The sequence below is a fragment of the Billgrantia saliphila genome (genome assembly GCF_002930105.1).
GTDB classification, from domain to species: domain Bacteria; phylum Pseudomonadota; class Gammaproteobacteria; order Pseudomonadales; family Halomonadaceae; genus Halomonas; species Halomonas saliphila.
Genome location: NZ_PJRN01000002.1, coordinates 216172 through 237089, shown reverse-complemented (window position 1 = coordinate 237089; position 20918 = coordinate 216172). Strand labels below are relative to the sequence as shown.

22 protein-coding genes are annotated in these 20918 nt (G+C 66.3%); 17 read left to right on the top strand and 5 right to left on the bottom strand.

Features of this window, described 5'->3' with window-relative positions; translation table 11 throughout:
* Positions 1 to 87: 87 nt before the first annotated feature.
* The 13 genes from ftsB (at position 88) to CYJ07_RS03170 (ending at position 11416) form a co-directional block, all read left to right on the top strand.
* A complete protein-coding gene (gene ftsB, locus CYJ07_RS03230) occupies positions 88 to 405 on the top strand; it encodes a cell division protein FtsB (RefSeq protein WP_104202232.1) in 318 nt (105 codons plus the stop codon).
* Positions 402 to 1154 carry a 2-C-methyl-D-erythritol 4-phosphate cytidylyltransferase gene (gene ispD, locus CYJ07_RS03225; protein WP_104202231.1) on the top strand — a complete coding sequence of 251 codons (753 nt, stop codon included), beginning with the start codon at positions 402 to 404 and terminating at the stop codon, positions 1152 to 1154. The genes ftsB and ispD overlap by 4 nt, the downstream gene beginning before the upstream one ends.
* Positions 1155 to 1643 (top strand): 2-C-methyl-D-erythritol 2,4-cyclodiphosphate synthase, encoded by a 489-nt coding sequence (ispF, locus tag CYJ07_RS03220; RefSeq protein WP_104202230.1) that lies wholly within the window; start codon positions 1155 to 1157, stop codon positions 1641 to 1643. It abuts the gene before it with no gap.
* Positions 1640 to 2719, top strand: a complete 1080-nt coding sequence (gene truD, locus CYJ07_RS03215) for a tRNA pseudouridine(13) synthase TruD (RefSeq protein WP_104202229.1) — start codon at positions 1640 to 1642, stop codon at positions 2717 to 2719. The genes ispF and truD overlap by 4 nt, the downstream gene beginning before the upstream one ends.
* A 23-nt stretch (positions 2720 to 2742) precedes the next feature.
* A complete protein-coding gene (surE, locus tag CYJ07_RS03210) occupies positions 2743 to 3489 on the top strand; it encodes a 5'/3'-nucleotidase SurE (protein WP_104202228.1) in 747 nt (248 codons plus the stop codon).
* On the top strand, positions 3476 to 4156 hold the full coding sequence (locus tag CYJ07_RS03205; RefSeq protein ID WP_104202227.1) for a protein-L-isoaspartate(D-aspartate) O-methyltransferase: 681 nt from the start codon (positions 3476 to 3478) through the stop codon (positions 4154 to 4156). The genes surE and CYJ07_RS03205 overlap by 14 nt, the downstream gene beginning before the upstream one ends.
* On the top strand, positions 4153 to 5136 hold the full coding sequence (locus CYJ07_RS03200) for a DUF368 domain-containing protein (protein ID WP_104202226.1): 984 nt from the start codon (positions 4153 to 4155) through the stop codon (positions 5134 to 5136). The genes CYJ07_RS03205 and CYJ07_RS03200 overlap by 4 nt, the downstream gene beginning before the upstream one ends.
* Positions 5129 to 6220: a peptidoglycan DD-metalloendopeptidase family protein gene (locus CYJ07_RS03195; RefSeq protein ID WP_104202225.1), complete on the top strand. Its 1092-nt coding sequence runs from the start codon at positions 5129 to 5131 to the stop codon at positions 6218 to 6220. Before CYJ07_RS03200 ends, CYJ07_RS03195 begins: the two co-directional genes overlap by 8 nt.
* A 150-nt stretch (positions 6221 to 6370) precedes the next feature.
* Positions 6371 to 7360, top strand: a complete 990-nt coding sequence (gene rpoS / locus CYJ07_RS03190) for an RNA polymerase sigma factor RpoS (RefSeq protein WP_104202224.1) — start codon at positions 6371 to 6373, stop codon at positions 7358 to 7360.
* Between the two features lie 116 nt (positions 7361 to 7476).
* Positions 7477 to 8925 carry a TolC family outer membrane protein gene (locus CYJ07_RS03185; protein ID WP_104202223.1) on the top strand — a complete coding sequence of 483 codons (1449 nt, stop codon included), beginning with the start codon at positions 7477 to 7479 and terminating at the stop codon, positions 8923 to 8925.
* A gap of 110 nt (positions 8926 to 9035) precedes the next feature.
* The gene (gene alr / locus CYJ07_RS03180; RefSeq protein ID WP_104202222.1) at positions 9036 to 10148 is read left to right on the top strand and encodes an alanine racemase; all 1113 of its coding nucleotides are present in this window, start codon (positions 9036 to 9038) and stop codon (positions 10146 to 10148) included.
* A gap of 45 nt (positions 10149 to 10193) precedes the next feature.
* Positions 10194 to 11108 (top strand): LpxL/LpxP family Kdo(2)-lipid IV(A) lauroyl/palmitoleoyl acyltransferase, encoded by a 915-nt coding sequence (lpxL, locus tag CYJ07_RS03175; protein WP_104202221.1) that lies wholly within the window; start codon positions 10194 to 10196, stop codon positions 11106 to 11108.
* 149 nt (positions 11109 to 11257) lie between these two features.
* Positions 11258 to 11416: a DUF1328 domain-containing protein gene (locus CYJ07_RS03170; protein WP_104202220.1), complete on the top strand. Its 159-nt coding sequence runs from the start codon at positions 11258 to 11260 to the stop codon at positions 11414 to 11416.
* 83 nt (positions 11417 to 11499) lie between these two features.
* Here CYJ07_RS03170 and ettA read toward each other — a convergent pair whose 3' ends face one another.
* The 4 genes from ettA to CYJ07_RS03150 form a co-directional block, all read right to left on the bottom strand.
* Positions 11500 to 13161 carry an energy-dependent translational throttle protein EttA gene (ettA, locus tag CYJ07_RS03165; RefSeq protein WP_104202219.1) on the bottom strand — a complete coding sequence of 554 codons (1662 nt, stop codon included), beginning with the start codon at positions 13159 to 13161 and terminating at the stop codon, positions 11500 to 11502.
* 161 nt (positions 13162 to 13322) lie between these two features.
* Positions 13323 to 13541 carry a PA3496 family putative envelope integrity protein gene (locus CYJ07_RS03160; protein ID WP_104202218.1) on the bottom strand — a complete coding sequence of 73 codons (219 nt, stop codon included), beginning with the start codon at positions 13539 to 13541 and terminating at the stop codon, positions 13323 to 13325.
* A 210-nt stretch (positions 13542 to 13751) separates the two neighbouring features.
* Positions 13752 to 14186 carry a PAS domain S-box protein gene (locus tag CYJ07_RS03155; protein ID WP_104202217.1) on the bottom strand — a complete coding sequence of 145 codons (435 nt, stop codon included), beginning with the start codon at positions 14184 to 14186 and terminating at the stop codon, positions 13752 to 13754.
* Between the two features lie 105 nt (positions 14187 to 14291).
* Positions 14292 to 15608 (bottom strand): MFS transporter, encoded by a 1317-nt coding sequence (locus CYJ07_RS03150; RefSeq protein ID WP_104202216.1) that lies wholly within the window; start codon positions 15606 to 15608, stop codon positions 14292 to 14294.
* Positions 15609 to 15663: 55 nt separating this feature from the next.
* On the opposite strand from CYJ07_RS03150, the gene CYJ07_RS03145 reads away from it, so the two are divergent.
* A complete protein-coding gene (locus CYJ07_RS03145) occupies positions 15664 to 15933 on the top strand; it encodes an Rdx family protein (protein WP_104202215.1) in 270 nt (89 codons plus the stop codon).
* Between the two features lie 17 nt (positions 15934 to 15950).
* Positions 15951 to 16844: a DMT family transporter gene (locus CYJ07_RS03140; RefSeq protein ID WP_231489519.1), complete on the top strand. Its 894-nt coding sequence runs from the start codon at positions 15951 to 15953 to the stop codon at positions 16842 to 16844.
* Here CYJ07_RS03140 and CYJ07_RS03135 read toward each other — a convergent pair.
* Complete coding sequence (locus tag CYJ07_RS03135; protein ID WP_104202214.1) at positions 16835 to 17509, bottom strand: arylesterase; 675 nt, start codon at positions 17507 to 17509, stop codon at positions 16835 to 16837. The two genes, CYJ07_RS03140 and CYJ07_RS03135, sit on opposite strands and share 10 nt — an antisense overlap.
* Between CYJ07_RS03135 and CYJ07_RS03130 the strand changes: the two genes are divergently transcribed.
* Entirely contained in the window at positions 17508 to 18260 is a 753-nt protein-coding gene (locus CYJ07_RS03130) for an ABC transporter ATP-binding protein (RefSeq protein WP_104202213.1), read from the top strand. The genes CYJ07_RS03135 and CYJ07_RS03130 overlap by 2 nt on opposite strands.
* Positions 18257 to 20875: an ABC transporter permease gene (locus CYJ07_RS03125; RefSeq protein WP_231489518.1), complete on the top strand. Its 2619-nt coding sequence runs from the start codon at positions 18257 to 18259 to the stop codon at positions 20873 to 20875. The genes CYJ07_RS03130 and CYJ07_RS03125 overlap by 4 nt, the downstream gene beginning before the upstream one ends.
* The last annotated feature ends 43 nt before the right edge of the window (positions 20876 to 20918 follow it).

The window sequence follows — 20918 nt, the reverse complement described above, 5'->3', positions numbered from 1 at the left end:
GTCAATCGACGGTGACCTTGCCAAGGCGTGAGCCGGCCGGGCGATGATGGCATAATGCCGGGCATTCAGAATCATGAGGATGGATCGATGCTCAAGTGGCTCGCCGTGGGCCTGCTGCTGCTGCTCGCGCTGCTGCAGTACCGGCTCTGGTTCGGCGCCAGCGGCGTCTACGAGCTGGAAGAGATTCGCGAACGCGTGGTCCAGCTGGACACCGCCAACAAGCCGCTGCGCGACCGCAACGCACGCCTGGCCGCCGAGGTGGTGGATCTCAAGACGGGTCTCGACGCCATCGAGGAGCGGGCGCGTAGCGACATCGGCATGGTGCGCACCGACGAGCAGTTCTATTGGGTCCCCGGCGTGGCAAGCGGCGCTGGCGACACCCACAGCGGCGGGAGCGGGCAATGAGCGAGCGCACTCTCGATGCGCGGCTGTGGCTGGTGGTTCCCGCGGCGGGTCAGGGCCGGCGCATGGGCGCCGAGTTGCCGAAGCAGTACCTGACGCTGGCCGATCGCCCGGTCATGGCGCATACGCTGGCGCGCTTGCACCGGGCCTTCCCCGCGGCGCGGCTGTGCCTGTGCCTCGCCCCCGATGATGCCCACTTCGATCCGGCTTGGGTGCCGTTCGCCCGCTGGCGGCGCAGCGACGGTGGCGACGAGCGCGCCGATTCGGTGCGACAGGCGCTGGCTCAGATTGCCGACGAGGCGCACGACAACGACTGGGTACTGGTCCACGATGTGGCACGCCCCTGCGTGAGCATCGACGATCTGGCGCGTCTTTACCAGATTCTCCAGCAGGATGCGGTGGGCGGTCTGCTTGCCGCGCCGGCGGCCGACACCATGAAGCGTGACGATGGCGAGGGCCGCGTGGCCGCCACCGAATCGCGACTCGGGCTATGGCACGCGCAGACGCCCCAGGGTTTTCGCTACGGACTGCTGCGCCGTGCGCTGGATGAAGCCGCCAGGCGTGGCCTGACGATCACCGACGAGGCGTCGGCGGTGGAGGAACTGGGCTTCTCGCCGCGGCTGGTGCCTGGACGCCGCGACAATATCAAGATCACTCACCCGGAGGACCTGGCGTTGGCGGGCCACGTCCTGGCCGCTCAGCGGGCCGAGGCGGCACCGAGCCCCGGATCGGCCCACGAGGAGAATTCCTGAATGTTCCGCATCGGCCATGGTTTCGATGTCCATCGCTTCGGCGAAGGTGACCGCTTGATGATTGGCGGCGTCGCCATCCCCTTCGAACATGGCTTCGTTGCCCACTCCGACGGTGACGTGCTGCTGCATGCCATCAGCGACGCGCTGCTTGGCGCCTGCGCCCTGGGTGACATCGGTCGCCATTTTCCCGATACCGACCCGGCCTGGGAAGGTGCCGACAGCCGCGTCCTGCTGCGCCATGTGGCGGCGCTAATCCATGAGGCCGATTACCGGATCGGCAACGTGGATGCCACCGTAATCGCCCAGGTGCCGAAGATGGCACCTTATATTACGACCATGCGCAAGCGTATCGCCCAAGACCTCGCGCTCTCCATCGATGACGTCAACGTCAAGGCGACCACCACCGAGCGGCTTGGCTTCACCGGGCGTGGCGAGGGCATCGCCGCCGAAGCCGTGGTGCTGCTCGCCCGGCGGGGAGATGATGCGTGAGCGAGACGCTAGGACGGCGGGACTGGCCACGTGCCACCGAGGCCGAATTCGGTCCGCCCAGCGCCGGCGAATACCGCCTGGTGCCAGAGGACTTCGTAGTCGAGGAGTCGCTCGGTTTCGCGCCGGAGGGGCATGGCGAGCACCTGTGGCTATGGATCGAGAAGCGCGGCCTTACCACCCTGGAGGCGGTGCGTCATCTCGCACGCGTCGGCAATTTGCCGCAGCGCGCCGTGGGCTACTCGGGCATGAAGGATCGCATTGCCGTGACCCGGCAGTGGCTCTCGCTACACCTGCCGGGCCGCGAGGCGCCGGCCGACCTGAGCGAGCGGCTGGGCGAGTGCGGGATACGCGTGCTCGAGCAGGTGCGTCATCCACGTAAGCTCAAGCGCGGCGTTCACCGCACCAACCGCTTCACCCTGCGGATATCGGGGGTGGCGGTCCAGGCCGGCCTCGACCAACGCTGGGCCTGGCTGTGCCGGCATGGCGTGCCCAACCTGTTCGGCCCCCAGCGCTTCGGCCCGGAGGGGCGTAATCTGATGCGCGCTCGGGCGGTGCTGGCGCGCGGCTGGCGCAAGCGTGACGATCGTGAGGGCATGCTGCTCTCCGCCGCGCGCAGCTTCCTGTTCAACGAACTGCTGGCCACGCGCTTGGCGGACGGCAGTTGGCAGCATCTGGTACCGGGCGACGTGGCGATGCTCGACGGGACGGCGAGCCAGTTCGTCGTCGAGACGGTCGCTGCCGATCTGAGCGAGCGGGCGGCAACGCTCGACCTGCACCCCACCGGTATACTGTGGGGCGTCGGCGACTCCCACGCCAGCGGCGAGGCGGGGCGCTACGAGCAGGCGCTCCAGGTGCGGCATGCGGCGCTGTGCGAAGGGCTCGAGCGCAGCGGCGTCCGCCTGGCCCGGCGCGCCCTGCGCATGCGCCTGGATCATCCACAGCTGACGTACGAGGGCGATCGATTGCGGCTCGATTTCAGCCTGCCGCGGGGCGGTTTCGCCACGGCAGTGCTGCGCGAACTGATCGCGCATCCGACGCTTACGCTTGCGCTTGACGGCATCCACGCCGAGGCGTGAGCCATATCGAAGAGGTCATATCCATGCGCAGACTCTTGCTTTCCAACGATGACGGAGTTCATGCTCCGGGCCTGCGCGCCCTTTACGAGGCGCTGGCGCCGCATGCCCGGCTGCGCGTGGTAGCGCCCGATCGCGATCGCAGCGGGGCGAGCAACTCGTTAACGCTCAGCCGGCCGCTGTCGCTGACGGCACTGGACAACGGTTTCCACTGCGTCGACGGAACGCCGGCCGACTGTGTCTATCTGGGTGTCAACGGTGTCTGGGACGAGAAACCCGACCTGGTGATCTCGGGCATCAACCATGGCGGCAATCTGGGAGACGACGTGCTCTACTCGGGCACCGTGGCGGCAGCCATGGAAGGGCGCAACCTGGGCATGGCGGCGATCGCCATGTCGCTGGTCGGCTCGCACCATTTCGACACCGCCGGGCGTGTGGCGGCGAGCCTGGTGGGGGCGGCAGACCAGCTCTCGTTGCCGCCCCGCAGCCTGCTCAACGTCAACGTGCCGGACCTACCCTGGGACGAGATCCAGGGTTTTCGCGTCACTCGCATGGGCTATCGCGGTCCGGCCGAGCGGCCGATGGAGGTACGCGATCCGCGTGGGCGGCTGCGCTACTGGATTGCGGCCGTGGGACAGAATGCCGATGATGGCCCGGATACCGATTTCGCCGCCATCGAGGCGGGCTATGTGTCGATCACGCCGTTGCAGACCGACCTGACGCAGCGTGCCGCTATCGAAGATGTGCAGGGCTGGCTGGATGCATTCGCCTGAACGATTGTCTGAGTTGCTGCGCGGTGTCGGCATGACATCGCAGCGAACCCGTGACCGAATGGCGGCGCGCCTGGCAGACCAGGGCATCGTCGACGAACGGGTGCTGCGGACCATGGCCGGCGAGCCGCGCCATCTGTTCCTCGACGAAGCGTTGGCTCATCGTGCTTATGAGGATACCTCGTTGCCCATCGGCCATGGCCAGACGCTATCGCAGCCATGGATGGTGGCGCGCATGACCGAGCTGGTGATGGGTGAGGCGCCACGACGCGTGCTGGAGATCGGTACCGGGTCCGGTTATCAGACGCTGATCCTGTCTCGCCTGGTGCCGGAGCTGTGGTCGGTGGAGCGCATCAGTGCCCTGCATCGCCGGGCGGCACAGCGGTTGCGCCTGCTGCGGGCGCATAACGTGCGCCTGCGTCTGGCCGACGGCGGCCATGGCTGGCAGGAAGCCGCACCTTTCGATGTCGTGCTGCTTACCGCCTGCGCCCATGAATTGCCCGAGGCCTTGATCGCGCAGTTGGCCGACGGAGGTGTGATGATCCTGCCGCTGGCCGATGCGACGGGGGCGCAGTGGCTGACCCGGGTGCGGCGCCTCGGCCACCAACATGACGTCCAGCGGCTGGAGCGGGTACGCTTCGTGCCGCTGTTGCAAGGAGTGATTCGTTGAAGCGACAACTCAGTGTCTTTCTCAAGGGGGCCGGCATGGGCGCGGCCGACGCCGTGCCAGGCGTTTCCGGTGGCACCATTGCCTTCGTCACCGGGATCTACGAGGAGCTCATTCATACCATCAAACAGTTCGGTCCCGCCGCCATCCCGGCCTGGCGACGCGGCGGGCTGCGTGGGCTCGTCGTCCACCTCAACCTGGCGTTCGCGCTGCCGCTGCTGCTTGGTGTCGGCATCAGTCTGGTCAGCGTGGCACATCTGGTCGTCTGGCTGCTGGATGATTATCCGCTGCTGCTCAACGGCTTTTTCTTCGGCCTGGTGGCGGCCTCGGCGCTGGTGGTCAGTCGTCATCCCGTCGACTGGAAACCGTGGCACTTGCTGCCGCTGGTCGTCGGTCTGCTGCTGGCGCACGGGTTACCCAAGTTGATGCCCATGGTCAACCTGCTGGGCAGCCCCTCGCTGATGCTCGTCATCGCCGGGGCCATCGCCATCAGCGCGCTGCTGCTGCCCGGCGTCTCGGGCAGCTTCCTGCTGCTCTCCATGGGACTCTACGGAACCGTGATGCAGGGCATACGCAGCTTCGATCTGGCGCTGCTCGGCACGTTTTCGATCGGCTGCCTGATTGGCCTGTTCGGCTTCTCTCGCCTGCTTTCATGGCTGCTTCGCCACTATCACGCCGCGACCCTGCAGCTGCTGGTCGGCTTCATCGTCGGCTCACTGCCGGTGCTGTGGCCCTGGCGTGAACTCGTCCGCTACCAGCTCGGCCCCGAGGGGCGCATGATCCCGCTCGACTACCGCTACCTGACACCCGGCCACTACGCCGACCTGACCGGGGAGCCCGGCCTGCTGCTGCCGGTGCTGGTGACCATGCTGGTCGGAGCGGCCCTGGTCCTCATGCTTGATCGCTATGCCGGGGACAACCCCGACATGGCAACTGAAGGCTCTCAACCCCCGCCTGACAAGGAGGATGGCTCCAATGCGTAAGGTGTTCCTCATGACGGCCGTTGCCTTGGCGATGGCCGGCTGTGCCGCCCAGCAGGAGCGTGGCACGCCCCAGGTCCGCGATCTCTCGGCGAGCCGGGAGAGCGAGACGATCGGCCGCTACACGGTGGAACAGGGCGATACCCTGTATGGCATCGCTTGGCGCCATGACATGGACTATCGCGACCTGGCCCGCCTCAACGACATCAGCCCGCCCTACCGCATTCAACCCGGTCAGGAGCTGCGCCTGGGCGATGCCGCGGGCGAACCGTCGCAGGAACAGCGCTCCGGTGAACGGGATGGGGAACAAGTGGCGACGGCAAGTGCTCTCGGCAGCGGCGCCGCGGGGAGCGAGGGCGACGACTGGCTGCTGCCCGACGAGGAGGCCATCGAGCGCAACCGGCGCCTGACCGTGCAGTCTCTCGAGGGCGACCGGGCGGCACCGAGTCAGGCGGCTCTCGCCGGCGCCGAGAGCGTAGCCGGCAACCGATCGGCGACGTCGTCTCAGTCCGACGGACGGTCCGAAGCGCCTGCGCAGGCTCCCGCCGATACATCGCAGGAAGCTTCTCGTGTCGAGGAGGACGTTGCCGTTGCGGCTCAGCCCGAGGAAGAGCCGGAACCGGCTGCCGAGGCAGAACCGGATGCCGGCACCGAGGTGGCGGGAGCGCCGGAACGCCAGCCCGAGCGCGAGAGTCAAAGCTATACGCCGGTGGAAGACGTTGACTGGCAGTGGCCTACCGATGGAGAAGTGGTTGGTAGCTTCGGTGAGGGTGGCAGCATCACCGCCGGCATTGATATCGCCGGGCAAAAGGGGCAACCTGTCAGAGCAGCTGGCCCCGGTATCGTGGTCTATGCGGGCAGCGGGGTGAGGGGCTACGGCAACCTCGTCCTGCTCAAGCATAACGACCAATACCTGAGCGCTTACGCCCACAACGATTCGCTCCAGGTCACGGAGAACGATGTGGTCGAGGCCGGCGAAGTGATCGCTACGATGGGCGATAGCGACGCCGAAAGTGCCAGGCTGCATTTCGAGGTGCGCAAGGATGGCCAGCCTCAGGACCCCCTTCAGTATCTGCCGCAGCGATAGTTCGGCTGCGGCGCCACCGGGGCGTCACGGTGGCCCACGGTGCCCGGCGACGGGCACCATGAGGAAACACAACAAGTAAAAGAAGCTGCGTGCTACAAAACGATGCCAGGTGTACCGGCACCTCAGGACGAAACTACGGGGTAGCAACCGATGAGCATGCTTGAACGGGACCTTCAGGATGTGGATCTCAACGACGTCACCGAGGCCGAACAGGAACTCGGGGCGGACGCGGATAATTCGGCCAGCGATAGTGACGACGATGCGTTCGAGAAAGCGCTGAGTCGGGAGGACAAACACTATCATCATAGCCTCGATGCCACTCAGATCTATCTCAACGAGATCGGCTTCTCGCCGCTGCTGACCCCCGAGGAGGAGGTGTACTTCGGACGCCTCGCTCAGAAGGGAGACCCGGCAGGGCGGGCGAGGATGATCGAGTCCAACCTGCGCCTGGTGGTGAAGATCGCCAGACGCTACCTCAACCGGGGGCTGACCCTGCTCGATCTGATCGAGGAGGGCAACCTCGGGCTGATTCGGGCGGTGGAGAAATTCGATCCCGAGCGCGGCTTCCGCTTCTCCACCTATGCCACCTGGTGGATTCGCCAGACCATCGAGCGGGCACTGATGAATCAGACCCGCACCATCCGGCTGCCGATCCACGTGGTCAAGGAACTCAACATCTACCTGCGGGCGGCCCGTGAGCTGACCCAGAAGCTGGATCACGAGGCCACGCCGGAAGAGATCGCCGACTACCTCGACAAGCCTGTCGAGTCGGTGAAGAAGATGATGGGGCTCAACGAGCGCGTCTCCTCGGTGGATTATCCGATGGGCGGCGAGAGCGACAAGCCGCTGATCGAGACGCTTGCCGACGACAACGAGCAGGGTCCGGAATCCTCGTTGGTCGACGTCGACGTCAAGGAGCACGTCGACGATTGGCTGGCGGAACTGACCGAAAAGCAGATGGAAGTGGTCGTGCGCCGTTTCGGCCTGCGCGGTCACGAGGCCGCCACTCTCGAGGAGGTCGGCGACGAGATCGGTCTGACCCGCGAGCGGGTGCGGCAGATCCAGGTCGAGGCGCTCAAGAAACTGCGTCGGGTGCTCGAGAAGCAGGGCCTGTCGATGGATAACATCTTCAACGAATAGCGGGACTGATGTATCGACGATGCAGCCGGTCGACAGACCGGCTGCATATTTTCTGCATGCTGCCGGGTTATCATTAGCGTCCTTACCATGCAGGGTTGAACAAGGGAAAAGAATCAATGCTCCGCCCCCCGATCTCTAGGCACTTTCGTCGCCGCGGTCTGGCCGTACTCGTCGGTCTGGCCATGACCGCCAACGCCCAGGCCGCCGATCTCTGGACGATCACCCAGGATGCGCTCGACAACGATGCCGAACTGAGCTCCACTCGCGCCGGTTTTCGCGCCACCGAAGCTGCGCGGGACGCTCAGCGCGGGACGCTGCTGCCCCAGCTTTCCGTGGGGGGCAGCGCCAGTCATGCCCGCACTTACTCCAGTGCCAACGAGGGTGCCCGGTTTCCCGGTGTGCCTTCAGAGGCATTCGAGACCGAAGATACCGTCAACAGTGCCAGCCTGACCCTGGATGCCGAGCAGGCGCTCTATGCCCCCTCGCGACGCGCCGAACTCGAACGGGCCGAGCGCGAGATCGACCGCGACGCGCTGACGGTGGACGTCGCCACGCAGCAGTTGCTGTTCGATGTCGCCAGCGCCTACTTCGAGATCCTGCGTGCCCACGACGTGCTCAGCGCGCGACGGGCGCAGGAAACCGCCATCAGCCGGCAATTGGAACAAGCCCGCGAGCGCTTCGAGGTCGGCCTGATCGCCATTACCGACGTGCACGAAGCCCAGGCTTCCTTTGACCTGGCTCGCGCCCAGCGCATCGCCGCGGAGGGAGCCATGCAGGTCAGCTTCGAAGCGCTCGAGCGTCTGACCGGCCACCGCTACCGGAGCATCGAGGCGCTCGAGGAGGAGGTGCCCATCGAGGGGCCCGTGCCGGTCGATCGCGAGGAGTGGGTGCAACTGGCCATGGCAAGCAGCCCCCTCGTACAGCTGGCCGAGGCCGGCGTCGAAGTGGCGCGCAGCTCCGTCGACATCGCGCGTGCCGGGCAGCAGCCGGTGCTTTCCGCCTTCGCCAATTACGGCTGGTCGGACAGCGACCGTACCGGTACCTCCTACCAGTCGGAGAGTCAGATCGGTCTGCGCGCCAGCCTGCCGCTCTACACCGGCGGCACGACGCGGGCTCAGATCCGCCAGAGCGGCTTTCTGCTCGAGGCCAGCCAGTACGACTTCGAGGCCCAGCGTCGCGATACCGTTCAGCAGGTGCGCTCGCTGTTCACTCAGGTCAACAATAACGTGGAGACCGTCGAGGCACGGCGCCAGGCGATCGTCTCCAACCAGAGCGCGCTCGAGGCGACCCGCTCGGGCTATGAAGTAGGCACGCGCAACATCGTCGACGTGCTCAATGCCGAGCAGAACCTGTTCAATGCCATCGCCGAGCATGCCGAGGCACGCTACGACTACATTCTCAGTCTGTTGCAGCTGCAGCAGCAGGCCGGCCTGCTCGGGCCGGAGTCGATACGCACCGTCAACGCCTGGCTCTCCGAGGAGGAGCGTGTCTCGCTGGAGCTGCCCGACGAAGCCAGCGGTGATTCGGTGATGAACATTGGTGAGCGCCCCCAGGCGCCGTCCTGAACGCGGCTCTGCGCTAGCGGGACGTATGCGACCGAAAGCCACCGATGCGTCGGTGGTTTTTCTTCATCGGAACCCGCAGGTTCCGGGCCGTTTTACCTTGGAGGCTCGCCATGGCCAGGCCATTGGTCGCCGATATCGATCTCGTCGCCCTGCGTCGCAACTACGCCATCGCCCGTGAACTGGCCTCGGGGAGCCGGGCGTTGGCCGTGATCAAGGCGAATGCCTACGGCCATGGCGCCGTGGCCTGCGCCCTGGCGCTGGAAGCCCTGCCGCCGGGAGAGCGGCCGCCGGCCTTCGCCGTGGCTTGCCTGGAGGAGGCCGAAGCCCTGCGCGACGGTGGCGTGCGCTCTCCCGTGGTATTGCTTGAAGGCATCTTCGAGGCCGCTGAGCTGCCCCGTGTCGAGGCTCTGGGCTTGTGGCTGGCGGTGCACAGCGAATGGCAGGTCCGGGCGCTGCTGGCCTATCGCCCGCAGCGCCCAATCCCGGTGTGGCTCAAGGTCGATTCCGGCATGCATCGACTGGGCTTCCCCGCCGAGCGGGCCGCCGATGTCTGGGCGCGCCTGGCCGCCGCTCCCGATCGCGTCGCCGATCCGTTGCTGATGAGCCACTTCGCCACTGCCGACGCCGTCGATCCGGGCTACTGCCGCAAGCAGCTCGACTGCATGCGAAATCTCGCGGAAACGCTCAAGGCGCCGTTGTGCCTGGCCAACTCCCCGGCGACCCTGGCCTGGCCGCAGGCGCATGGCGATTGGGTGCGCCCCGGCGTGATGCTCTACGGCAGCGACCCGTTGGAACAGCCCAGCGAAGCCAGCCGCCAGCTCGAGCCGGTCATGACGCTGCGTTCGGAGATCATCGCCATTCGCGAGCTGGCACAGGGTGAGCCGGTGGGCTACGGCGGCCGCTGGCGTGCACCGCGGCCGTCGCGGATTGCCGTGGTGGCCTGCGGCTATGGCGACGGTTATGATCGGCACGCGGCCGATGGTACGCCGATACTGATCGCGGGGCGCCGCGCGGCCCTTGCCGGCAAGGTATCGATGGATATGCTCACCGTCGACGTCACCGACATTGCCGAAGCCGATATCGGCAGCGAAGCGGTGCTCTGGGGGCGGTCGCGGCACGGTGCGGTACTCTCGGTCGATGAGGTGGCGCGCCATTGCGACACCATCAGCTATACGCTGCTGACCGGCATTCTTCCCCGAGTGCCCAGGCGCTATGGGGATTGATCGAACCTGCGACCGAAGCCGACCCCGATCCGAACGAGAACGAGAATGTCCAAGCGCAACTGGCCCGATTCCTTCGCTCACCCCCGCTACTGGCCCGCCTGGCTGGCGATCGGCGCCATGCACCTAGGCGCCTGGTTGCCGTGGCGACTGAAGCTAGCCGTCGGCCGTGGCCTCGGTCTGCTGGCTTGGCGGCTGGTGCCGCGACGGCGGCATATCGTCGATACCAATCTGCGTCTGTGCTTTCCCGAGCTTGACGAGGCGCAGCGCGAGAAACGGGTCAAGGAAACCTTCGCCGCCAACGGCATCGGCATTCTCGAGACGGCCACCGCCTGGTGCCGCGATGCCCGCCATTTACGTCATCGGGTTACCTACCGCAACGCGCACCATCTGGCCGAGGCACACGCGCGCGGCAAGGGTGTGCTGCTGATCGGCATTCACTTCTCCACGCTGGATCTCGGCGGTGCCTTGCACTCGTTGTTCTTTCCTGCTGACGTGGTCTACCGACCCCACAACAACCCGCTGTTCGACCGCTTCATGACCGGTGCGCGAAGCCATATCTTCGGCGAAGCCATCGATCGGCACGACCTGCGCGGCGTGGTGCGCCGGATCAAGGCCGGGCATATCGTCTGGTATTCGCCGGATCAGGACTTCGGACGCGACGCCAGTGTATACGCCCCCTTCTTCGGCATCGAGGCCGCCACGATCCGGCTGACGGCCAAGATCGCCCGGATGACCGGCGCACCGGTGGTGCCGCTGATGTTCCATCGCAACCCCGACGACCGCACCTACACCATCGAATGCCGGCCGCCGTTGGAGAATTTTCCCAGCGATGACGAGGTGGCCGATGCCGCACGTGTCAATGCGTTCATCGAGGAGGCGATACGCAAGCATCCCGAGCAGTACCTGTGGCTGCATCGACGCTTCAAGACCCGCCCAAGAGGCGAGCCGGGCTTTTACTGAGGCCTGCAGGTTTCAATGCGACGCATGGCGTTACGAGGGATGACCCTCGGTAACTTGACGCTGCGCCCCGTACACGCAAGCCTGAAAGACACCTAAGCGGGATGGTTCGGCGTCAACGGATGGCGCCATGACGATCAAGGAGGTCTATCATGCTCGGCAACGCAATGCTGTTCCTGATTATTGCGATCATCGCGGGTGTCCTGGGGTTTTCGGGTATCGCCGGTGCGGCCACAACCATCGCCCAGATCCTGTTCTTCCTGTTCATCGTGCTGTTCATCGTCTCGCTGATCACCGGTCGGCGACCGTGACGAGGCGTAGACGCCTATCCGATGCCGCACGGCAAGAGGCCTCGCCCTAGGGCGAGGCCTCGTCGATTACGATACCCGCGGGATCAGGCGTCGATACGCTTGTACTTCATGCGATGCGGTGTGTCGCTGCCGACCCGCTTGCGATGGTCCGCTTCGTAGTCGGTATAGTTGCCTTCGAGGAGAACCACCTGGGAATCGCCTTCGAAGGCGAGAATATGGGTGGCGATCCGGTCGAGGAACCAGCGATCGTGGGAGATCACCAGGGCGCAGCCGGGGAAGGCGAGCAGGGCTTCTTCCAGCGCACGCAGGGTCTCGATATCGAGATCGTTCGACGGCTCGTCGAGCAGCAGCACGTTGGCGCCCTGTTTCAGGGTCTGGGCCAGCTGCAGTCGGCCGCGCTCGCCGCCGGACAGGTCCTTGAGGAACTTCTGCTGATCGTTGCCCTTGAAGTTGAAGCGACCGACATAGGCACGCGAGGAGACCTCGTAGCCGTTGATGTTGAGGATGTCCTGGCCGTCCGAGACCGCTTCCCACACAGTCTGCTTGTCATCGAGCGCATCGCGAAGCTGCTCGACGTAGGCGATGTCGACGGTCTCGCCGACGACCACCTCGCCGCTGTCGGGCTGCTCCTTGCCGGTGATCAGCTTGAATAGGGTCGACTTGCCGGCGCCGTTGCCGCCGATGATGCCGATGATCGCCCCCTTGGGCACGGCGAAGGTGAGATCCTCGTAGAGGAGCTTGTCCTCGAAGCGCTTGGAGACCCCGTGAAACTCGATCACCTTGTCGCCCAGGCGCGGGCCGGGTGGAATGTAGATCTCGTTGGTCTCGTTACGCTTCTGGAAGTCGCCTGACTGCATCTCCTCGAAGCGATTGAGGCGTGCCTTGCTCTTGGCCTGGCGGCCCTTGGCGTTGCTGCGCACCCACTCCAGTTCGTGCTTGATCGCCTTCTGGCGCGAGGCCTCCTGCTTGGCCTCCTGTTCCAGGCGCTTCTCCTTCGATTCGAGCCACTGTGAGTAGTTGCCCTCGAAGGGGATGCCGTGGCCGCGGTCGAGCTCGAGGATCCAGCCGGCTACGTTGTCGAGGAAGTAGCGGTCGTGGGTGATCGCCACCACGGTGCCGCTGTAATCGTGCAGGAAACGCTCGAGCCAGGCCACCGACTCGGCGTCGAGGTGGTTGGTAGGCTCATCGAGCAGCAGCATGTCGGGGTTGGAGAGCAGCAGGCGACATAGCGCCACGCGGCGACGCTCGCCGCCCGAAAGGTTGCCGACCTTGGCTTCCCAGGACGGCAGACGCAGGGCCTCGGCGGCGACTTCCAGCTTGCGCTCCAGGTTGTGTGCGTCGGCGGCCTCGATGATGTTCTCCAGCCGAGCCTGCTCGGAAGCGAGGGCATCGAAGTCGGCATCCGGCTCGGCGTAGGCGGCATAGACGGCGTCGAGCTTGGTCTGTGCTTCCTGGATTTCGCCCAGCGCCTCTTCCACGGTCTCGCGCACGCTCTTCTCGTCGTCGAGCTCGGGTTCCTGGGGCAGGTAGCCGATATTGATGCCGGGCATGGGGCGAGCCTCTCCCTCATACTCCTTGTCGACCCCTGCCATGATGCGCAACAGGGTCGACTTGCCGGCACCGTTGAGGCCCAGCACGCCGATCTTGGCTCCCGGGAAGAAGGACAGCGAGATGTCCTTGAGGATCTGTTTCTTGGGCGGAACGACCTTGCCCACCCGGTTCATGGTGAAGACGTATTGCGCCATGGAATTCCACTGGGGTTGAGGGGTTTCTGTGGCCACGATGATAGTGGCCGAGCGGGGCAAAGGCCAGCTTCGACGTGGCCTGTGGGCTGAATGCCGAGATCTGGGCCCGGACGGAGATGGGTGGCGGGGCAGCCCTGGATGCCCCGCCCGGTGAGGTGATGCTACTCCTCTTCCTCCTCTTCCTCGTCGGGCAGCATCCAGTCGTCTTCGATGGCACGCTGCAGGCGCCGCTCTTCGAGCAGGGCCTCGACGCGTCGTCGGGCGCGTAGGGTGTCGGCGCGGCTAGAGGCGCGCGGACGGACGTATTCGTCATCGTTCACGGCTTCCAGGAAATCCTGTTCGTCATCGTGAGAGTCGTTGACAAGGGGTTCATGGCTCATGCGACATCCTCCCATGGCCCGGTGCCGACCGCTCTGGCGATCGACGTATCGCGAGTTCGCTTCGTGTCCGAAGCGACGGACCTGAAGCGCCATCGGTACCAGTGGCTGGTACCTGACGGCTATATATATCTAGAAGAGGCCGAGAGCAAGTCTCGTTGAGTAAAAAAACCGACACGGAATGTCGATGAGTGCCAGCAGCAGGGGCCACCGTCAAGAAGGACCGTGCTCGGCCTTGAGTCTCTCGAGCTCCTGTTGAGCCTCGACGCGTTCGGTGACGTCTTTTTGCACGCCAATGAAGTAGGTCAGCTCGTCGGCATCGTCAAATACCGGAGTGATCGACAGCTCGTTCCAGAATAGGGTGCCGTCCTTGCGGTAGTTGCGCAGAACTCCGCGACACGGCTGTCCCTGGGCCAGCGCCTTGCGAATCTTCTCCAGCGCCGGCTGGTCGCGATCGTCACCCTGCAGGAAGCGGCAGTCCCGGTAGAGGATCTCGTCGGTGCTGTAGCCGGTGAGACGCTCGAAGCCCTTGTTGACGTAGATGAGGATGTTGTCGTCGCCCTCTTGCTCGGCGATGACAATGCCGTCCTCCGAGGCGTCGACGATGCGCTCCAGCAGTTCGGGGCTGATCAGTGGCGTGCGTTTCATTCAAGGCATTCCTGTCTCGGATCCTGACGGCTTGGCGTGCGTAAACGTCACTATGCGATATCTTGGCCAGCCGGTGCCAGGGTGAAAAGGCCGTGTCGGCCGGCGTCACCGCTCCACGTCGGGGAGCCCGCCGGCGATAGCGGAGGCCGCCAGCCCCATGCCGGCCAGCGCCACCAGCAGCCAGTCGGTACCCAGCCACTGCGCCAGCAGCCCCGTAGCGCCGCCCACAAGCAGCATCATGACACCGGTCAGGGTGTTGGAGAGCGCGACGTAGAGCGCGCGTCGATCCTGCCCCGCCATGTCGACCAGATACGTCTTGCGGCCGAGGCGCACGCCGGCGTGCACGATCGTGAGCAGAGCGTAGACCGCGGCGAAGGGCCATACCCGGTCCGTCCAGTCGCCGGGCAGCCAGGCGATGGCGGCGCCGAGCAGGCAGCAGCCCGCCGTGCCCAGCCCCGCATTGCGCAGTACGATGCGGCTGGAGGTGTCGGCACGCTTGCCCCAGATCGGGTTCGCCACCATGCCCGCGACGCCGGACACTACGATCAGGACTCCCAGGCCGCCCAGCTCGGTGCCGCTCTGACGCTGACCGAGCAGGGCCACGTAAGGCAGCGCCAGGGCGCTGGCCAGCAGCAGCGAGCGGGTCAGGTTGAAAAGCAGGAAGGCACGATCCTCGCGCAGCAGGCGTAGGCCCAACTTGATGCTGTGCCAGGCGTTCTCGCCACCCTCCACTGCCCCCGGCGTCTCGTGGATGCGTGCCGCACACACTGCATTGAGCGCCCATCCCAGGGCGGCGACACCGAGCAGTATCGCCAGGGCCAACTCGCCGGGGCGGTCGTCGAAAAGCATCAGGACACTGCCGGCGGCCAAGGTGACGGCGCCGGCCACGCTGCCGCTCCAGCCCATCAGGTTGCCGCGGCGACGCTTGGCGATGGTCTTGCCCAATACGTCCTTGGTGGCGATCGAGGAGAGCCCGCGGGCCAGCGACAGCGCCACCAGTACGGCCAACACCAGGGCACCGCCGAGGCTGCCATGGCCGAACAGCGCGAGCAGGGCAAGGATTGCCGCCGCCAGGGCCTGCAAGGTACCGCCCAGTACCCATGCCCACTTGCGCTCGGGTCTGAGCCGGATGAAGCCGGCCACGAACAGTTGCGGCAGCAGAGCGCCGGCCTCGCGGATCGGCACCAGCAGGCCGACCATCCACAGCGGGGCGCCGATCACCCCAAGCAGCCAGGGCAGCACCAGACGGGCGCTGGCCAGTTCGTCGGCGAGCTTGTTGCCCAGCGCGGCGAACAGGTGAAGGAAGAAGTTGCGCGGCTGCTCGACACACGCCTCGTCGGGAATGTCGAGGCACATCCGGCTGTCCTCGTCGCCGGTCAGCCATTCGTACAGACGGGATTGGCTGATGTCACGTTCGGCCATCCGGGCTCCTCGGCTGCTATGATCAACGGCTCCATTCTTGCGACAGGTGAACGCCATGTCACGTATCCGCATCCACTACTGCACCCAGTGCAACTGGTTGCTGCGTAGCGCCTGGTACGCTCAGGAGCTGCTCTCCACCTTCGGCGAGACGCTGGAGGAGGTGGCCCTGGTGCCCTCCCACGGCGGCTACTTCGAAATCTTCTACGACGACGAATCGTTGTGGGAACGCAAGCGCGACGGCGGCTTTCCCGACGTGAAACAGCTCAAGCAGCGGGTCCGCGACCGGCTCGATCCCGAACGCGACCTGGGCCATATCGATCGATGAAAAGCGAGGCGATGGACATGGACGTCCCTTCCCGGGACCGCCAGGCGATGCTCTTCGGCCTCGGTGCGGTGGCGCTGTGGTCCACCGTGGCCACCGCGTTCAAGGTGGCGCTCGGACACATGACGCCGCTGGAGCTGATGTGGCTGGCTTCGCTTGTGTCGTGGCTGCTGATCGGCGGGCTGATGCTGCGCCAGGGGCTGCTGCGCGAGGCGCTGCGTCGCGGCTGGCGCACGGCCGCCTGGGCGGGGCTGATGAACCCGGTGGCCTATTACCTGGTGCTGTTCGGCGCCTACGACCGCCTGCCGGGGCAGGAGGCGATGGCGCTCAACTACACCTGGGCATTGACCATGGCGTTCCTGGCAGTGCCCATCCTCGGCCAGCGCCTGACCCGCGTCGATATCCTGGCCGGGCTGGTTGCCTACTCGGGGGTCTGGGTCATTGCCACTCGGGGCGCGGTGTTCGACGTCGCCTTCGCCGATCCGCTCGGCGTGGGGCTGGCGCTGGCCTCGACCCTGCTGTGGGCGCTCTACTGGTTGCTCAATGTGCGTGACCGCCGCCCGCCGCTGGTTGCCCAGTGGCAGAACTTCAGCGTCGGCCTGCCGGTGCTGACCCTGTTGATGCTACTCGGGCCCGGATTTGCTTGGCCCGGCTGGGCCGGAGTGACGGCCGGCATCTATGTCGGGCTGTTCGAAATGGGCATCGCCTTCGTGCTGTGGCAACTGGCCGTGCACCGGGTGTCGCGCACGGCGCGGGTCTCGAACCTGATCTTTCTCTCGCCGCCGATATCGCTGCTGTTGCTGCATCTGGTGGTCGGCGAGCCGATCCTGGCGTCAACCCTGGTGGGGCTGGTGCTGATCCTCGGCGGGTTGGGACTACAGCAGTGGCAGAGTCCGGTGCCGGCTCAGTCCTGACCAATGGCGGCCGTCGGCTCACCGTATCGTTTCAGCAGCGGGGCGAGTTCGGGCCAGACGTTGTCGAGGATGGTCGGCTGGGCATCCGCGGTGGGGTGGATACCGTCCTCCTGCATCATGCCGGGTTCGAGCGCCACGTTCTCGAGCAGAAAGGGCACCAGCGGTACTTCGTAGGTAGCGGCCAGGCGGGGAAACACACCGGTGAAGGCGTTGCGGTAAGCCTGGCCATAGTTGGGGGGAATATCGATGCCAAGCAGCAACACCTGGGCGTCCGCCTCGAGACTGGCTTCGATCATGCCGGCCAGGTTGGCCTCGAGCTGGGACGGCGGCAGGCCACGCAAACCGTCGTTGCCGCCCAGTTCGAGCAGAACGATGTCGGGGTCGTGCTGTCCGAGAAGCTCGGGGAGTCGGCTCGCACCGCCGCTGCTCGTCTCGCCGCTGATACTGGCGTTGACGACGCGCACCTCTTCGCCCAGTCGGGCCTCAAGCAGACTGACCCAGCCTGCTTCACGCTCGATGCCGTAAGCGGTGCTCAGGCTATCGCCCACAATCAGCAATACCGGTCGCTCATCGGCATGGCCCAGCGGTGGCAGCGTCATCAGTAGGGCGCACAGCGCCAGGCCGATGCTTTTTCGTATCCAATCCAAGGGGAAGCCTCTCACCATGTCCGACTCCTCGATCCAAGACGCGGATGTCAAGCGTGCTCCCGTTGCGGGACACGCGGTCAGCCCGATTCTACACGCCCGCCACCTGAACAAGCAGGTGGCGAGCGGCGAGCGCCGGCTCACCATTCTGAGTGACCTGGGGTTGCAAGTGTTCCCCGGCGAAAGCGTGGCGATCCTTGGCCAGAGCGGGGCGGGGAAGTCCACCCTGCTCGGACTGCTCGCCGGGCTGGATGCACCGAGCGATGGCGAGCTGGAGCTGTTCGGTGAGTCGCTCGCCGAGCTGGACGAGGACGGACGTGCACGGCTGCGGGCAGGTCGGGTGGGCTTCGTGTTCCAGAACTTCCAGCTGTTGCCGACCCTGACGGCGCTGGAGAACGTGCTGTTGCCGTTGGAGCTGTCGCCGCGGCCGGATGCCTCCGAGCGCGCCCGCGACTGGCTGACGCGAGTGGGCCTCGGTGAGCGACTCGAGCATTTGCCCAAGCAGCTTTCCGGGGGTGAGCAGCAGCGCGTGGCGCTGGCACGCGCCTTCGTCACCGGCGCCGAGCTGGTCTTCGCCGACGAGCCCACCGGCAACTTGGACCCGACCACCGGTGCGCGCATCATCGAGCTGCTATTCCAGCTCAATCGCGAGGCCGGTACCACGCTGGTGCTGGTGACCCACGATCATGCCCTGGCAAGGCGCTGCGACCGCTGCCTGCGGCTCGAGGAGGGGCACCTCGTCGAGCTGGCGCGCGACGAGGTGGAGGCATGAGTCGGAGCTCGGCCGCGCCGATGCAAGCGGCGACGGCGGCCAGCCTGCTGCGGCTTTCGGCACGCGGCCTGCTGCGGGACCTTCGCGCCAGCGATGTGCGCGCGCTGTTCGTGGCGCTGGCCCTGGCGGTGGCAGCTTCGACCATGATCGGCTTCTTTCTCGATCGGCTGGATCGCGGCCTGACGCGTCAGGCCGGCCAGTTGATGGGCGGCGATCTGGTGCTCGAGCAGGGACGCCCGTTCGATGGCGAACTGCGTCTCGCACTGGAGGAGGCCGGGCTGACCCTCAGCGATCAGATCGACATGGTGACCATGGTCAGCCATGGGGAGGCTTTTCAGCCGGCCAGCCTCAAGGCGGTCGATAACGTCTACCCGCACTACGGCGTGTTGCACGTCGACTTCGGTGACGGCGTCGAGACGACGGCGCAAGGACCCGCGGCAGGGGAGGTGTGGGTGTCGCCGCGGCTGGCGCTGCTGCTCGAGGCCGAGCCCGGCGATCGCATTCGCGTCGGCGAGGCCGAACTGACGCTGGGTGGTCTGATCGAGCGGGAGCCTGACCAATCGGCCGGCTTCGGCAGCTTCAACCCGCGTCTGATGATGCACGTCGACGACCTCGGTGCCACTAACCTGGTGCAGGAGGGATCGCGGGTGGAGTACGAGATTCTCGCTGCGGGACCGCCCCAGGCGGTGGAACGCGTGGAGTCGCGGCTCGATCGCCTGCGCCGAGACGGAGTGGAAGTGCGCGATGTGCGCCGTGACCGACCGGGCCTCGGCAGCGCCCTGGAGCGTGCCGAGAAGTACCTCAGCCTGGCGGGGCTCGCAGCGGTGCTGCTGGCCGGGGTGGCGGTGGCCATGGCGACGCGGCGCTACGTCGAGCGCCATCTGGACACCGCGGCGCTGCTGCGCTGCTTCGGTGCCACCCAGCGCGAGCTGGCGCGGCTCTTTGCCCTGCAGCTGCTATGGCTGGCACTGGCGGCCTCGGCGCTGGGTGCGCTGCTGGGCCTGGCCGGGCAGGCCGTGCTGCTGGCGCTGTTGACCGCCTTCCTGCCGCTCACGCTGCCGCCGCCGGGTTGGCTGCCCCTTGCGCTCGGGGTGCTTACCGCGTTGGCGGTGCTGGTGGGCTTCGCCGGCCCGACGCTACTGCGCCTGAGACGCGTCAGCGCGCTCAAGGTGCTGCGTCGGGAGCTTGACCCGCTGCCAGCCTCGGCCTGGCTGGTGGTGCTGGTGGCCAGTCTGGTGTTCGGCGGCCTGCTGTGGCTCTACTCCGGCGATTTCGCCCTGGCCGCGTCGCTGCTGGTCGGCGGCCTGATCATGCTGGTGGTGCTGTGGGGCTTGGGCACGCTTCTGCTCAGCCTGGTGCTGCGCATGACGACGCGTCTCCCGCTGCAGGGAGCAGGTAACGGTGCCGAATGGTACCAGGCCGTGCGACTCGGCGGACGGCAGCTGGCCCGGCGACGCAATGCCAGCCTGGGGCAGCTGCTGGCCTTCGCTGTGACCTTCTTCGCCATGGCGATGATCGCCCTGGTGCGCGGCGACCTGCTCTCCACTTGGCAGGCGCAGTTGCCCGAGGACACGCCCAACTATTTCGCCATCAATATCCAGCCCGGCGAGCGCGACGGCTTCGTCGATGTTCTGGAGAACGCTGCCGACGATCGTACGGCGCTCTATCCCATGGTGCGGGGCCGGCTCACCGCGATCAATGAGCGTCCGCCACGTGACGTCGTGCCGGCGGATGCGCGGGGCGACAATTCGCTGCGCCGCGAGCTCAACCTGACCTGGCAGGCCGAGCTGCCCGAGGGCAATCGGATCGTCGCGGGACAGTGGTTCGACGAACTCACGCCGGATGAGCCTCCCAGCGGGTGGCTCGGGGCGGTGGACGCCGAGCCGGGCGCGACGGCAGTGCCCATTTCGGTGGAACGCGGCCTGGCCGAGCGGCTGGGACTGGCACTAGGCGACCGGGTGACCTTCACCATCGGCGGCGATGAGGTCGTCGGTGAGGTGGCCAGCCTGCGCGATCTGGACTGGGACAGTTTCCGTCCCAACTTCTTCGTCATCTTCCCTCCCGGCGTGCTGGAACGCTTCGGACACAGCTATATCACCGCCTTCCACCTGAACAGCGGCGAAGGGGATACCATGAGGCGCCTGGTGCAGGCGTTCCCCGGGGTGTCGCTGCTCAATGTCGACGCTATTCTGGCCCAGGTGCGCGAGGTCATCACACAAGTCACCCGGGCGGTGGAGCTGGTGCTGGGCTTCGTGCTGTTGGCCGGCATCAGCGTGCTCTATGCGGCGCTGACCGCGAGCCGGCCGGCGCGTGCCCACGAAAGCGGCCTGATGCGGGTCTTCGGTGCCGGCGGTCGGCTGATCTCGCGGGTGCAGGGCGCCGAGTTCGCCATTCTCGGTCTGGCCAGCGGGGCGATGGGAGCGCTGCTGGCCGAGCTGGCCACCGCCGGAATCTACCTGGCCTGGCTCGACCTGGCTCCACGTCCCCATCCCTGGCTGTGGTTCGCGCTGCCTGTCGGCGGCGCATTGCTGGTCGGTGTCATCGGCCACCTGCTGTCGCATGGCCTGCGACGCCAGGCACCGGCGGCGAGCCTGGGGCTGCTCGGCGAGGCGTGACGGACAGCGTTGAACGACTGGGGGTCAATGCCCCACCGCTGCA

Excerpts from the sequence above, each read along its gene's own strand:
- ftsB (WP_104202232.1), top strand. The coding sequence starts at position 88 with ATGCTCAAGTGGCTCGCCGTGGGCCTGCTGCTGCTGCTCGCGCTGCTG.
- ispD (WP_104202231.1), top strand. The coding sequence starts at position 402 with ATGAGCGAGCGCACTCTCGATGCGCGGCTGTGGCTGGTGGTTCCCGCG.
- ispF (WP_104202230.1), top strand. The coding sequence starts at position 1,155 with ATGTTCCGCATCGGCCATGGTTTCGATGTCCATCGCTTCGGCGAAGGT.
- surE (WP_104202228.1), top strand. The coding sequence starts at position 2,743 with ATGCGCAGACTCTTGCTTTCCAACGATGACGGAGTTCATGCTCCGGGC.
- CYJ07_RS03205 (WP_104202227.1), top strand. The coding sequence starts at position 3,476 with ATGCATTCGCCTGAACGATTGTCTGAGTTGCTGCGCGGTGTCGGCATG.
- CYJ07_RS03195 (WP_104202225.1), top strand. The coding sequence starts at position 5,129 with ATGCGTAAGGTGTTCCTCATGACGGCCGTTGCCTTGGCGATGGCCGGC.
- rpoS (WP_104202224.1), top strand. The coding sequence starts at position 6,371 with ATGAGCATGCTTGAACGGGACCTTCAGGATGTGGATCTCAACGACGTC.
- CYJ07_RS03185 (WP_104202223.1), top strand. The coding sequence starts at position 7,477 with ATGCTCCGCCCCCCGATCTCTAGGCACTTTCGTCGCCGCGGTCTGGCC.
- alr (WP_104202222.1), top strand. The coding sequence starts at position 9,036 with ATGGCCAGGCCATTGGTCGCCGATATCGATCTCGTCGCCCTGCGTCGC.
- lpxL (WP_104202221.1), top strand. The coding sequence starts at position 10,194 with ATGTCCAAGCGCAACTGGCCCGATTCCTTCGCTCACCCCCGCTACTGG.
- CYJ07_RS03170 (WP_104202220.1), top strand. The coding sequence starts at position 11,258 with ATGCTCGGCAACGCAATGCTGTTCCTGATTATTGCGATCATCGCGGGT.
- ettA (WP_104202219.1), bottom strand. The coding sequence starts at position 13,161 with ATGGCGCAATACGTCTTCACCATGAACCGGGTGGGCAAGGTCGTTCCG.
- CYJ07_RS03160 (WP_104202218.1), bottom strand. The coding sequence starts at position 13,541 with ATGAGCCATGAACCCCTTGTCAACGACTCTCACGATGACGAACAGGAT.
- CYJ07_RS03155 (WP_104202217.1), bottom strand. The coding sequence starts at position 14,186 with ATGAAACGCACGCCACTGATCAGCCCCGAACTGCTGGAGCGCATCGTC.
- CYJ07_RS03150 (WP_104202216.1), bottom strand. The coding sequence starts at position 15,608 with ATGGCCGAACGTGACATCAGCCAATCCCGTCTGTACGAATGGCTGACC.
- CYJ07_RS03145 (WP_104202215.1), top strand. The coding sequence starts at position 15,664 with ATGTCACGTATCCGCATCCACTACTGCACCCAGTGCAACTGGTTGCTG.
- CYJ07_RS03140 (WP_231489519.1), top strand. The coding sequence starts at position 15,951 with ATGGACGTCCCTTCCCGGGACCGCCAGGCGATGCTCTTCGGCCTCGGT.
- CYJ07_RS03130 (WP_104202213.1), top strand. The coding sequence starts at position 17,508 with ATGTCCGACTCCTCGATCCAAGACGCGGATGTCAAGCGTGCTCCCGTT.
- CYJ07_RS03135 (WP_104202214.1), bottom strand. The coding sequence starts at position 17,509 with ATGGTGAGAGGCTTCCCCTTGGATTGGATACGAAAAAGCATCGGCCTG.
- CYJ07_RS03125 (WP_231489518.1), top strand. The coding sequence starts at position 18,257 with ATGAGTCGGAGCTCGGCCGCGCCGATGCAAGCGGCGACGGCGGCCAGC.